At 67.7% G+C, this 12734-nt stretch carries 10 protein-coding genes; 1 reads left to right on the forward strand and 9 read right to left on the reverse strand.

All coding sequences use genetic code 11. The annotated features are described in order from the left end of the window. Nucleotides 1-4: 4 nt before the first annotated feature. The 6 genes from mreC to ACZ5WC_RS24490 form a co-directional block, all read right to left on the reverse strand. Complete coding sequence (gene mreC, locus ACZ5WC_RS24465; protein ID WP_468542800.1) at nucleotides 5-1039, reverse strand: rod shape-determining protein MreC; 1035 nt, start codon at nucleotides 1037-1039, stop codon at nucleotides 5-7. A 159-nt stretch (nucleotides 1040-1198) separates the two neighbouring features. After that, complete coding sequence (locus tag ACZ5WC_RS24470) at nucleotides 1199-2218, reverse strand: rod shape-determining protein (protein WP_018487160.1); 1020 nt, start codon at nucleotides 2216-2218, stop codon at nucleotides 1199-1201. Nucleotides 2219-2506: 288 nt separating this feature from the next. Then, nucleotides 2507-2920: a nucleoside-diphosphate kinase gene (gene ndk, locus ACZ5WC_RS24475; RefSeq protein ID WP_096631747.1), complete on the reverse strand. Its 414-nt coding sequence runs from the start codon at nucleotides 2918-2920 to the stop codon at nucleotides 2507-2509. Nucleotides 2921-3040: 120 nt separating this feature from the next. After that, nucleotides 3041-3394, reverse strand: coding sequence for a DUF4233 domain-containing protein (locus ACZ5WC_RS24480; protein WP_468542801.1), 354 nt, complete (start codon nucleotides 3392-3394; stop codon nucleotides 3041-3043). An 8-nt stretch (nucleotides 3395-3402) separates the two neighbouring features. Continuing rightward, a complete protein-coding gene (gene folC / locus ACZ5WC_RS24485; RefSeq protein ID WP_468542802.1) occupies nucleotides 3403-4926 on the reverse strand; it encodes a bifunctional tetrahydrofolate synthase/dihydrofolate synthase in 1524 nt (507 codons plus the stop codon). 143 nt (nucleotides 4927-5069) lie between these two features. After that, nucleotides 5070-7691 (reverse strand): valine--tRNA ligase, encoded by a 2622-nt coding sequence (locus tag ACZ5WC_RS24490; protein ID WP_468542803.1) that lies wholly within the window; start codon nucleotides 7689-7691, stop codon nucleotides 5070-5072. Between the two features lie 136 nt (nucleotides 7692-7827). Here ACZ5WC_RS24490 and ACZ5WC_RS24495 point away from each other — a divergent pair, with 136 nt between their 5' ends. Beyond that, on the forward strand, nucleotides 7828-8829 hold the full coding sequence (locus ACZ5WC_RS24495; protein ID WP_468542804.1) for a hypothetical protein: 1002 nt from the start codon (nucleotides 7828-7830) through the stop codon (nucleotides 8827-8829). 1002 nt (nucleotides 8830-9831) lie between these two features. On the opposite strand, the gene clpX is transcribed toward ACZ5WC_RS24495, so the two are convergent. The 3 genes from clpX to ACZ5WC_RS24510 form a co-directional block, all read right to left on the reverse strand. After that, on the reverse strand, nucleotides 9832-11130 hold the full coding sequence (clpX, locus tag ACZ5WC_RS24500) for an ATP-dependent Clp protease ATP-binding subunit ClpX (RefSeq protein ID WP_468542805.1): 1299 nt from the start codon (nucleotides 11128-11130) through the stop codon (nucleotides 9832-9834). 156 nt (nucleotides 11131-11286) lie between these two features. Then, nucleotides 11287-11970, reverse strand: a complete 684-nt coding sequence (locus tag ACZ5WC_RS24505) for an ATP-dependent Clp protease proteolytic subunit (RefSeq protein ID WP_096631738.1) — start codon at nucleotides 11968-11970, stop codon at nucleotides 11287-11289. Between the two features lie 82 nt (nucleotides 11971-12052). Beyond that, a complete protein-coding gene (locus ACZ5WC_RS24510) occupies nucleotides 12053-12658 on the reverse strand; it encodes an ATP-dependent Clp protease proteolytic subunit (RefSeq protein WP_030077754.1) in 606 nt (201 codons plus the stop codon). Between the last annotated feature and the right edge of the window lie 76 nt (nucleotides 12659-12734).

Below are 12734 nucleotides of genomic sequence, written 5' to 3' on the forward strand. Positions count from 1 at the left end.
AGCTCTATTCCTCGTTGTCCGCGGTGCCGGGCTGGTTGTCGCCCGCCTGGTCTCCGGCGGCGTCACCGCCCTGCTGCTCGTTGATGTTGCCGACGACCTTGCCCGAGCCGTCGACGAGGTCGCCGTTGGGCTGGACGGTGACGGTGACGGTGGGGGTCGGCTTCGGCTTCGGCTTGACGGGCTGCTTGGGCAGGACCATGTCGCGGGGGTCCTCGCGCGGGGCCTGGACGACGACGCCGACGATGTCGAGTTTGGTGAACCCGACGTACGGCTTCACGTAGGCGGTCCGGGTCAGCGCGCCGCCGGAGGGGTCGACGCGGACCACCTCGCCGACCGGGACGCCGGGCACGAAGGGCTTGTCCTTGCTGGAGCCGAAGGTGACGAGCCGGTCGCCCTTCTTCACCTTCGCCTTGCCGTTGAGGAACTGCACCGACAGCGGGCGCGTGCCCTGGCCGGTGGCGAAGCCGAGCTCGTCGGTCTTCTCCATCCGGGTGCCGACGGTGAAGTCGGGGTCGTTGGCGAGCAGGACCGTCGCGGTGCCGGGGCCCACGGTGGTGACCCGGCCGACCAGCCCCTCCCCGTTGAGGACGGTCATGTCGCGGCGGATGCCGTCGTCGGAACCGGCGTCGATGGTGATCGTCCAGGAGAAGCCCTGGGCTGCTCCTATGGCGATGACCTGGGCGCCCTTGATGCCGTACTGTCCGGCGCCGGCGTTCTTCAGCATGGCGTCGAGCTGGCGCACGCGGCTGTTGGTCCGGTCGTCGCTGCCGAGCCTGGCCTTCAGCGCGGCGTTCTCCTTCTCCAGGGTGGAGATCCGGTCGTGCCGGTTGCCGGAGTCCCGCACCGCGCCTATGGCGTTGCCCACCGGGTTGACCGCCGCCGCCACACCGTTCTCGACCGGGCCGAAGACCCTGGCGGCGGCGTGCCGCGCGCCGTCGACCGGTGACCCCTCGCCGCCCCGGATGTCCACCGTGATCAGGGCGAATGCGATGGCGATCAGCAGCACCAGGAGCAGCCGGCTCTCTCGTGTGTCCCTCACGTGCGGCGGCCGTGCCTTCCTCGTCGGAATGTTCGTACCCGTCTGTACGCCTCCGCGGATGCCTCTGCGTCAGCACACGTACGGCAACGATCTGTATCAACGATCCGGTGTGCGGAACGGTAGCGTCCGCACACCGGATCGGGTGGTGCTCTGCCCGTCCTAGCGGCGCGGCTGGGCGTCCAGCACCTGCTGGAGCGCCTCGAACTCCTCGACGCACTTGCCGGAGCCGAGCGCCACCGAGTCGAGCGGGTCCTCGGCGATGTGGATCGGCATGCCGGTCTCACGGCGCAGCCGTTCGTCCAGGCCGCGCAGCATCGCGCCGCCGCCGGTGAGGACGATGCCGCGGTCCATGATGTCGCCGGAGAGCTCGGGCGGGCACTTGTCGAGCGTCGTCTTGACGGCGTCGACGATCGCGTTGACCGGCTCCTCGATGGCCTTGCGGACCTCCGCGGCCGAGATGACGACCGTCTTGGGCAGCCCAGAGACCAGGTCGCGGCCGCGGATCTCGGTGTGCTCGTCCTTGTCCAGGTCGTACGCCGAACCGATGGTGATCTTGATCTGTTCGGCGGTCCGCTCACCGAGGAGGAGCGAGTACTCCTTCTTGATGTGCTGGATGATCGCGTTGTCCAGCTCGTCACCGGCGGTCCGGATCGACTGGGCAGTGACGATTCCGCCGAGCGAGATCACGGCGACCTCGGTGGTGCCTCCACCGATGTCGACGACCATGTTGCCGGTGGCCTCGTGGACCGGCAGGCCGGAACCGATGGCCGCGGCCATGGGCTCCTCGATGATGTGCACCTGGCGCGCACCGGCCTGCGTGGACGCCTCGATGACGGCGCGGCGCTCGACCCCGGTGATACCGGAGGGCACACAGACGACGACGCGGGGGCGGGCCAGGTAGCGACGCTTGTGGATCTTGAGGATGAAGTAGCGGAGCATCCGCTCGGTGATCTCGAAGTCGGCGATCACGCCGTCCTTCAGCGGCCGCACGGCAACGATGTTGCCCGGCGTGCGCCCGATCATCTTCTTGGCCTCGGAGCCGACCGCCAGAATTCCGCCGGTGTTGGTGTTGATGGCCACGACGGACGGCTCGTTCAGGACGATGCCGCGCCCCCTGACGTACACCAGCGTGTTGGCAGTCCCGAGGTCGATAGCCATGTCACGGCCGATGAACGACATTGAGTTCCCCTTGTTCCCCATGAGGATGCGTCGGGCCTTCCCAGGAAGCGGTGATGGCTTGATCTGGTAGGCGAGGTTGGCGCTGCGGGCGTGGAAGCTTCCATCGTAGTGCTGTATGCACGGACACAGCGCGAGGGTCCTTCGCCAGTGTGAGCGGAACGGGTGCCCGTCCTACCCATGGTGACGTTATGTCGGAGGGATGCGTTCCCGCGATACCGAACCCTATGCCGAGGGGCGACCGAATTACTTCGGTCGCCCCAGGCGAACAGCGCTGTTTGGCCGATCGGGTCAGGAAAGTCCGGGGAAGAAAAGCTTCAGTTCTCGCTCCGCGGACTCCTCGGAGTCCGAGGCGTGGATGAGGTTCTCCCGGGTGATCGTGCCGAAGTCCCCGCGGATGGACCCGGGCGCGGCAGCGATCGGGTCGGTGGGGCCGGCCAGGGCGCGGACGCCCTCGATGACCCGCTCACCTTCGGCCACCAGGGCGACGACCGGGCCGGAGGCCATGAACTCCACGAGCGGCTCGTAGAAGGGGCGGCCCTTGTGCTCGCCGTAGTGCTGCTCCAGCGTCTCCTGGTCCAGGGTGCGCAGCTCCAGCGCGGTGATGCGCCAGTCGGCCTTGCGCTCGATGCGACCGACGATCTCGCCGATCAGGCCACGGCGGACGGCGTCGGGCTTGAGCAGGACGAGGGTGCGCTGAGTCATGTGCGGCTCCTTGCAAGGCCAGGCATTACGGGTGCGGTGAGGGCGAGATTACAGGGGTACGGGAACGGCTCGGCGCCCGGGTTCACCCAGGGTCACGTTCGGGCCCCGGGTCGAGTGGCCTCAGGCCGTGGCCTCGCCGGCCTCCTGCTGGGCGGCCCAGCGGGCCTTCGCCTCGTCGACCTTGCGGCCGTAGTGGACCGAGGCCCACCACAGCCCGCCGAAGACCAGTCCCAGGATGAACATCATCGGGACCACGAAGCCGCTGAGGACCAGCGCGATCTGGAGCGCCCAGCCCAGCTGGACGCCGCCGGGGCGGGTGATCATTCCGCACAGCAGCACGGACAGCGCCATGCCGACGCCGCACACCGTCCAGACCGCGGCCATGGAGACGTCGTCCAGCTTCATCGCCACGAGACCGGCGAAGCCGATCACGAAGAACTCACCGATCAGCGTCGAGGCGCAGAGCGTACGCATCCTTCTTCTCAACCCCTTCCGAGCAGCAGCCGGGCCTCGCCGACCGTGATCACCGATCCGGTCACCAGCACTCCGGCGCCCGCGTACTCGTCGTCCTCCTCGGCCAGCGTGATCGCCGCCTCCAGGGCGTCGTCGAGGCGCGGCTCGACCTGGACGCGGTCGTCGCCGAAGACCTCGACGGCGATCGCGGCCAGCTCGTCCGCGTCCATCGCGCGGTCGGTGGAGTTCTGCGTGACGACGATCTCGGCGAAGATCGGCTCGAAGGCCTCAAGCAGCCCGCGCACGTCCTTGTCGCCGCTCGTGCCGACCACACCGATCAGCCGGGAGAAGCTGAACGCCTCGGAGATCCCCTCGGAAGCCGCCCTGGCCCCGGCCGGGTTGTGCGCGGCGTCCAGCACGACGGTCGGGCTGGAGCGCACGACCTCCAGGCGGCCGGGCGAGAGCACCGAGGCGAACGCCTTGCGGATCGCGTCGACGTCGAGCGAGCGGGCCTGCTCGGCGCCGATGCCGAAGAACGCCTCGACGGCGGCGAGCGCGACGGCCGCGTTGTGCGCCTGGTGGGCCCCGTACAGCGGGAGGAAGATGTCCTCGTACTCACCGCCCAGGCCCCGCAACGTCAGGAGCTGTCCGCCGACCGCGATCTCGCGTGAGGCGACGCCGAACTCCATGCCCTCGCGGGCCACGGTGGCGTCCACCTCGACGGCCTTCTTCAGCATGACCTGCGCGGCGTCCACCGGCTGCTGGGCCAGGATGACCGTGGCGCCCTGCTTGATGACCCCGGCCTTCTCCCCGGCGATCTCGGCGGGCGTGGTGCCGAGCCGGTCGGTGTGGTCCAGCGAGATCGGGGTGACGACGGCGACGGTGGAATCGATGACGTTGGTGGCGTCCCAGGTGCCGCCCATGCCGACCTCGACGACCGCGACATCGACGGGCGCGTCGGCGAAGGCCGCGTACGCCATGCCGGTGAGCACCTCGAAGAAGGAGAGCCGGTAGGGCTGCTGGGCGTCGACCATCTCGACGTACGGCTTGATGTCCTCGTACGTCTCGATGAACCGCTCGGGCTCGATCGGGGAACCGTCCAGGCTGATCCGCTCGGTGATCGACTGGACGTGCGGGGAGGTGTAGCGGCCGGTGCGCAGCTCGAAGGCGTTGAGCAGGGCCTCGATCATGCGGGCCGTGCTGGTCTTGCCGTTCGTGCCGGTGATGTGGATGGAGGGGTAGGCGCGCTGCGGCTCGCCGAGGACGTCCATCAGCGCGGCGATGCGCGTGACGGACGGCTCCAGCTTGGTCTCGCCCCAGCGTCCGGCGAGCTCCTGCTCCACCGCGCGCAGCGCCTTGTCGGTCTCGGGGTCGGCGGGGCGGGCAGGGACCGCTTCGCCCTGGGGGTGGCCCGAGTGGGTGCGCAGCGTGCGGCTCCCGGCCTCGATCACCGCCAGGTCGGGGTCGCGCTGGGTCGCCTCGTCGACGATCCCCTCGAAGGTGTCGTCGGGATCGGGCGCGTCGTGCCGGTCTGAAGGGCGGGGCTCACTCACGGGCCCCAGTCTACGGATGGCCACCGACATCGCACGCAGCGCCCGGCACGGTAGGCCCTGAGGGAGCAGTGGGGCGATGAAAGCGCACGGCGAAGCCCCCGCATCCCGGTCGGTCGGGGTGCGGGGGCTTCGCGGTCAGCACATCAGCTCTGCGGGAGGGACGCCAGCTGGGCGCCGATCCGCTCGATGTCGGCCTCGGCCTTGGCGAGCCGGCCGCGGATCTTGTCGACCACGTTGTCCGGGGCCTTGGCCAGGAAGGCCTCGTTGCCGAGCTTGCCCTCCGCCTGGGCCTTCTCCTTGCGGGCCGCCTCCAGGTCCTTCGTGAGGCGCTTGCGCTCGGCCGCCACGTCGATCGTGCCGGACAGGTCCAGGGCGACGGTGGCCCCGGCGACCGGGAGGGACGCGGTGGCGCTGAAGCCGTCCCCGGGAGCCTCCAGGCGCAGCACCTGACGGATGGCCGCCTCGTGCGGGGCGAGCGCGGTGCCGGTCAAGGTCAGCTCGGCCGGGACCTTCTGGCCGGGCTTGAGCCCCTGGTCGCCCTTGAAGCGGCGGACCTCGGTGACGACCTGCTGGACGAGCTCGATCTCCTTCTCGGCCGCCTCGTCACGGAAGCCGGAGTCCGCGGGCCACTCGGCGACGACGACGGACTCGCCTCCGGTCAGCGTGGTCCACAGGGTCTCCGTGACGAAGGGGACGATCGGGTGAAGAAGGCGCAGGGTGACGTCGAGGACCTCGCCGAGGACCCGGCCGGAGACCTTGGCCTGCTCGCCGCCCGCGAAGAACGTCGTCTTGGACAGCTCGACGTACCAGTCGAAGACCTCGTCCCACGCGAAGTGGTAGAGCGCGTCGGAGATCTTCGCGAACTGGAAGTCGTCGTAGAAGCGGTCGACGTCGGCGACGGTCTCGTTGAGGCGGGACAGGATCCAGCGGTCGGTGGCCGTCATCGCGGACGGGTCCGGGAGCGGTCCCTCGACCGTCGCGCCGTTCATCAGGGCGAACCGGGTGGCGTTCCAGATCTTGTTGGCGAAGTTCCGGGAGGCCTTGACCCAGTCCTCGCCGATCGGGACGTCGGCGCCCGGGTTGGCGCCGTTGGCCAGGGTGAAGCGGACGGCGTCGGAGCCGTAAGCGTCCATCCAGTCGATCGGGTCGACCGCGTTCGGGTTGGACTTCGACATCTTCTTGCCGAACTCGTCGCGGACCAGGCCGGTGAGGGCGACCGTCTTGAACGGGATCTCGCCGTCCATCGCGTACAGGCCGAACATCATCATCCGGACGACCCAGAAGAAGATGATGTCGTGGCCGGTGAGCAGGACGTCCGTGGAGTAGAACTTCTCCAGGTCCGGGGTCTGTTCCGGCCAGCCGAGCGTGGAGAACGGCCACAGGCCCGAGGAGAACCAGGTGTCGAGGACGTCCTCGTCCTGGACCCAGCCCTCGCCGGTGGGCGGCTCCTCGTCGGGGCCGACGCAGACGACCTCGCCGTTCGGGCCGTACCAGACGGGGATGCGGTGACCCCACCAGAGCTGGCGCGAGATGCACCAGTCGTTGAGGTTGTCGACCCAGTCGAAGTAGCGGCGCTCCAGCTCCTTGGGGTGGATGTCGACCCGGCCGTCACGGACCGCGTCGCCCGCGGCCGCGGCGAGCGTCTCGACCTTGACCCACCACTGGAGTGAGAGCCGCGGCTCGATGGTGGTCTTGCAACGGGAGCAGTGCCCGACGGAGTGCATGTACGGGCGCTTCTCCGCGACGACCCGGCCCTGCTCGCGCAGCGCCTCGACGATCGCGGAACGTGCCTCGAAGCGGTCCAGGCCCTCGAAGGGACCGGGGACCGTGATGACACCGCGCCCGTCCATGATCGTGACCGACTCCAGGCCGTGGCGCTGGCCGATGGCGAAGTCGTTGGGGTCGTGGGCCGGGGTCACCTTGACCGCGCCGGTGCCGAACTCCGGGTCGACGTGGGTGTCGGCGACGACCGGGATGGTGCGGTCGGTCAGCGGCAGCTTGATGCGCTTGCCGATGAGGTGGGCGTAGCGCTCGTCGTCGGGGTGGACGGCGACGGCGGTGTCACCGAGCATCGTCTCGACGCGGGTGGTCGCGACGACCAGCGTCTCGTCCCCCTCGCCGTACTTCAGGGAGACCAGCTCGCCGGCGTCGTCCTGGTGGTCGACCTCCGCGTCCGAGAGGGCCGTCATACAGCGCGGGCACCAGTTGATGATGCGCTCGGCGCGGTAGATCATGCCGTCGTCGAACAGGTTCTTGAAGATCGTCTGGACGGCGCGGGACAGGCCCTCGTCCATGGTGAACCGCTCGCGCGACCAGTCCAGGCCCGCGCCGAGGCGCCGCAACTGGCCGAGGATGCGCCCGCCGTACTCTTCCTTCCACTGCCAGGTCCGCTCGACGAACGCCTCACGGCCGATGTCGTGCCGCGACTTGCCCTCCTCGGCGAGCTGCTGCTCGACCTTGTTCTGGGTGGCGATGCCCGCGTGGTCCATGCCGGGCAGCCACAGCGTCTCGAAGCCCTGCATCCGCTTGCGGCGGGTGAGTGCGTCCATCAGCGTGACCTGGAAGGCGTGGCCCAGGTGGAGGGCGCCGGTGACGTTGGGCGGCGGGATGACGATGGTGTACGGAGGCTTCTCGCTCTTCGCGTCGGCCTCGAAGTAACCGCGCTCTACCCAGCGCTCGTACAGCTTCCCCTCTACGTCGGCCGGCGTGTACGTGGTCGGCAGTTCGGGGTTGCTGGCTGGCTGCTGCGATGAGTTCTCGGTCACGGAGACAGTTTAGGGCCGTCACAGTCCTGCATTGAAACGGGTTGTTTCAGTAACGGTGTCGGGCCCGATCCCCCATGTCAGGGCCGCTTCCGTCAGGATGTTCGCAACGCATAAGCATTCTGGAGGGGACACCTCGATGAGCTACAACCAGCCGGGCCCGTACGGCGGGCAGCCGCCACAGGGCCAGCCCGGACCGTACGGCCAGCAGCCGGGCCCGTACGGCACCCCGCCACCCCAGGGCCAGCCCGGTTACGGTTACCCGCAGCAGGCCCCCCAGGGTGTCCCGCCGCAGGGCCAGCCCGGCCCGTACGGCCAGCAGCCCCCGCAGGGCTACGGCTACCCGCAGGCCCAGCAGCCCGGCCCGTACGGCCAGGAGCCGCCCGCGCCCCCGTACGGCGGCCAGCCCGGCTACGGCGGCCAGCCTCCATACCCGCCGCAGCAGCCGAAGAAGAAGACCGGGCTGATCATCGGTGTCTCCGTGGTGGCGCTGGCGGTCATCGCGGGCGGGGTGTACTTCCTGACCTCCGGTGGGGGCAACAGTGACGTGGCGGACTCCACGAAGGGGTACAAGCTGACGCCCGCCGCTTCCGTGGACGACTACAGGCAGAACACGAAGGAGAAGGCGCCGACCGGGCCCCTGACGGGCAAGGAGAAGGCCGAGACCGAGGCCATGGGGATCAAGAACCCCAACCAGGCCGGTGCCCAGTACGTGAGCGGCGACATGGAGAAGAACCCGCTCACCGCGAAGATGCTCATGCTTATGGGCGTCTGGGGTGAGGTAGACGACCCCGACGCCGTCATCGACGGCTTCTTCAAGAACGCCGAGAAGGAAATGATGGCTGACGAGGGCTTTGAGGGCTCTCTGGTCGGCAGCCCGAAGAACGTCACACCGGACGGCTTCGAGGGCGCGCTGATGAAGTGCCAGGACATGAAGATCGTGAATGACAAGGCCGATGGCACGGTGCAGAACGGCCCCAAGGACATGACCATGCCGATCTGTGTCTGGGCCGACTACAGCACGGTCAGCGCGGTGATCGGTGTCGATATCGGCGGGGCCATGACCAACAAGCCAATGTCCCAGAACGAAGCAGCCGCCCTCGCCGCCAAGCTGTACAACACCTCCCGCACCAAGATTTGACCGCATCACTTGAACAGTCAGCATCTGGGGCGCCCGCTGGTCACCAACGGGCGCCCTCGGTGGATGTGGCGTCCAGGTATTGACGCGAACCATCACGACGGCCCGGAGTCAACGCCTGATACCAAATTGGGTCACACACGAACGCCGTACCAATGACGAAGTCGATAGATTTCAGCCATATGAGCGGCCTACCGCAGCACAGACTGGCACGACGGACGTCGACCTCCCCCTGCAGGGGCAGACGACCAAAGACCCTGAGCCAAACGTAGCTGCGCTCGACGGCAGCCGGAGTTCCCACCGCCGCGCCATCATGGGCGGCCGAGCGGGAGGGTCGGCAGTGAATGCTGCACCTGGTGCGCAAAGCAGGTGCAGCCACTCACCGAAGGACCTCGACACCCGTGTGTAAATCTGCCCCATTCAATAGTTCACGACGAAGGACAGCGCTTCGCCTGGCGAGGGTCCCGGTACCCGCCGATGGCAACTCGGCGCCCTAAACCCAGGACCAGACCTATGGATAATTTAGCGTGCCAGATACTGAGCAGATTTCAGCCACACCGTCGAACACCCTTGCGTAGCCTTCTTGAATCATGATCCTATCTGATGTGAAATGAAGATAAGACGCTCAAGTCACGCACAGAGGGAGAGTTGCACCTATGCGGCGGAAAACTAGTCGACTACTCACTGGCCTAGCTCTGACTGCAGCACTGGTCGCCACGCCATTGGCTACCGCGCCACCAGCTGCCGCGTCTCAGAGTAGCTGCATTACATTCCTCTCGAACCTAGGAATCATAATAGGGCCGAAGGTCAGAGAAGCATGCAGCTGGCCTTCTGGCTATCTGGGGGCGCCTAGCAATGCATGCATGACGCTACTTGAACGCGCAGGCGTGACCACTTGGGTATATCGGTACCACGCATGCGCCCGCGCCTAGGGAAGTAGCCGCAGATAAGCGGATGGGGTGCTTCACAGTTTCGTGAAGCACCCCATCTGGCTGTTGCGGCTAGCTACGCGGACTTCTCGTGGCGGCCACCGTCGTTCTTGCCGATCGTGCGCGGCTCGCGCGGGACCAGCGTCGGGTTGACGTTGTCGCGGACCACGTCCGGGGTGATGACGACGCGGGCGACGTCCTTGCGGGACGGGACCTCGTACATCACGGACTGGAGGACTTCCTCCATGATCGCGCGCAGGCCGCGCGCGCCGGTCTGGCGCAGGATCGCCTGGTCGGCGATGGCCTCCAGCGCCTCGCGCTCGAAGTCCAGCTCCACACCGTCGAGTTCGAAGAGGCGCTGGTACTGCTTGACGAGGGCGTTGCGCGGCTCGCTGAGGATCTGGAGCAGCGCCTCGCGGTCCAGGTTGTGGACGGAGGTCAGCACGGGGAGACGGCCGATGAACTCGGGGATCATCCCGAACTTCACCAGGTCCTCCGGCATGACCTCCTGGAACTGGTCGCTCGCCTGGATCTCCAGTTTGGAGCGGATCGTGGCGCCGAAGCCGATGCCCTTGGCGCCGGCCCGGGACTCGATGATCTTCTCCAGGCCGGAGAACGCGCCGCCCACGATGAACAGCACGTTCGTCGTGTCGATCTGGATGAACTCCTGGTGGGGGTGCTTGCGTCCGCCCTGCGGCGGGACGGAGGCGGTGGTGCCCTCCAGGATCTTCAGCAGGGCCTGCTGGACGCCCTCGCCGGAGACATCCCGGGTGATCGACGGGTTTTCGCTCTTACGGGCGACCTTGTCGATCTCGTCGATGTAGATGATCCCGGTCTCGGCCTTCTTGACGTCGTAGTCGGCCGCCTGGATCAGCTTGAGCAGGATGTTCTCGACGTCCTCGCCGACATAGCCGGCCTCCGTCAGCGCGGTGGCGTCCGCGATGGCGAACGGGACGTTGAGCATGCGGGCCAGCGTCTGGGCGAGCAGCGTCTTGCCGGAACCCGTGGGGCCCAGCAGGAGGATGTTCGACTTGGCGAGCTCGATCGCGTCCTCGCGACCGGCGCCGCCGCCGTTCTCCCCGGCCTGGACCCGCTTGTAGTGGTTGTACACCGCGACGGAGAGGGCCTTCTTCGCGGGCTCCTGCCCGACGACGTACCCCTCCAGGAACTCGTAGATCTCACGAGGCTTGGGAAGCTCCTCCCAGCGGACCTCGCTCGTCTCGGCGAGCTCCTCCTCGATGATCTCGTTGCAGAGATCGATGCACTCGTCGCAGATGTACACACCGGGTCCCGCGATGAGCTTCTTCACCTGCTTCTGGCTCTTTCCGCAGAACGAGCACTTGAGCAGGTCGCCGCCATCACCGATGCGTGCCACGAGGTGCTTCCCCTTCGCCTGGGAGACGCCTGGTTCAGCGGCTCCTGGTGCCTCTATCCGACGGTACCTTGCCTGGGCCCCGGTTCGGGCCCCCCTTGGCACGGTTCACACGGCCGTGGTCGTGCAAACGGAATGTGCCAAGGGGAAAGACCGACGTCAGAGCGATGCGCCCGCGGTGGTCTTGCGGGTGGAAACGATCTGGTCGACCAGCCCGTATGCCAGGGCGTCCTCGGCCGTGAGGATCTTGTCGCGCTCGATGTCCTCGCTGATCTTCTCCAGCGGGGTGGTCGAGTGCCGGGCCAGCAGCTCCTCAAGCTGCTTGCGCATACGGAGGATCTCGTTGGCCGCGATCTCCAGGTCGGAGAGCTGCTCGCGGCCCGTCTGCGAGGACGGCTGGTGGATGAGCACCCGGGCGTGCGGGAGCGCCATGCGCTTGCCCGGGGTGCCCGCGGCGAGCAGGACGGCGGCGGCGGAGGCGGCCTGGCCCATGCAGACCGTCTGGATGTCCGGCTTCACGAACTGCATCGTGTCGTAGATCGCGGTGAGCGCGGTGAACGAGCCGCCGGGGCTGTTGATGTAGATCGAGATGTCGCGGTCGGGGTCCATCGACTCCAGGCACAGCAGCTGCGCCATGACGTCGTTGGCCGAGGCGTCGTCGATCTGGACGCCCAGGAAGATCACGCGCTCCTCGAAGAGCTTCGCGTACGGGTCGTACTCACGCACACCCTGCGAGGTGCGCTCCACGAAGCGCGGGACGACGTAGCGGTTGTCCACCTGCGGGCCGGTGTAGAGGCCGCTCGCGGAGGCGCCGGGGAAGTTGTTCATGTGGGTGTTCACCATCCTGGTGGCGTTCTGTGGGCTGGAGGTCTCGGCGTACGAGATGGGAGGCGGCAGTGGTGCCGCCGGTCCGGTGGGGACCGGGTCAGGCGCCGGTGCCGCCGCCGCCCGGGATGCCCGACGCGAAGGTGATGATCTCGTCGATGAGGCCGTACTCCTTGGCCTCCTCCGCCGTGTACCAGCGGTCGCGGTCGCCGTCGCGGATGATCGTCTCGACGGTCTGGCCGGAGTGGCGGGCGGTGATCTCCGCCATCCGCGTCTTGGTGCGGAGCAGGTACTCGGCCTGGATCTTGATGTCCGAGGCCGTGCCGCCGATGCCGGCCGAACCCTGGTGCATGAGGATGTCGGTGTTCGGGAGCGCGAAGCGCTTGCCAGCCGCGCCGCCGGTGAGCAGGAACTGGCCCATGGAGGCGGCCATGCCCATGCCGATGGTGACGACGTCGTTCGGGATGTACTGCATGGTGTCGTAGACCGCCATGCCGGCCGTCACCGAGCCACCGGGGCTGTTGATGTAGAGGTAGATGTCCTTGTCCGGGTCGGCGGCAAGGAGCAGGAGCTGTGCGGTGATCTTGTTGGCGATGTCATCGTCGACCTGCTGACCGAGGAAGATGATGCGCTCGCCGAGCAGTCGGCTGTAGACCTGGTCACCGAGGCCTCCACCGAGGGACGGCTCTCCGGCGGCGTAGGGCATCAGATTCGTCACGTATCCACCTGCTCGTCTCTGACGGCTCCGGCCGTCTCAGCGTCTTCGTACCGGGCGGGGTGAG

The organism is Streptomyces sp. NPDC033165, assembly GCF_055577965.1.

Coding starts and splice junctions, on each gene's coding strand:
- ACZ5WC_RS24470 (WP_018487160.1), bottom strand. CDS start 2,218: ATGTCGTTCATCGGCCGTGACATGGCTATCGACCTCGGGACTGCCAAC.
- ndk (WP_096631747.1), bottom strand. CDS start 2,920: ATGACTCAGCGCACCCTCGTCCTGCTCAAGCCCGACGCCGTCCGCCGT.
- ACZ5WC_RS24480 (WP_468542801.1), bottom strand. CDS start 3,394: ATGCGTACGCTCTGCGCCTCGACGCTGATCGGTGAGTTCTTCGTGATC.
- ACZ5WC_RS24495 (WP_468542804.1), top strand. CDS start 7,828: ATGAGCTACAACCAGCCGGGCCCGTACGGCGGGCAGCCGCCACAGGGC.
- ACZ5WC_RS24505 (WP_096631738.1), bottom strand. CDS start 11,970: ATGGTGAACACCCACATGAACAACTTCCCCGGCGCCTCCGCGAGCGGC.
- ACZ5WC_RS24510 (WP_030077754.1), bottom strand. CDS start 12,658: ATGCCCTACGCCGCCGGAGAGCCGTCCCTCGGTGGAGGCCTCGGTGAC.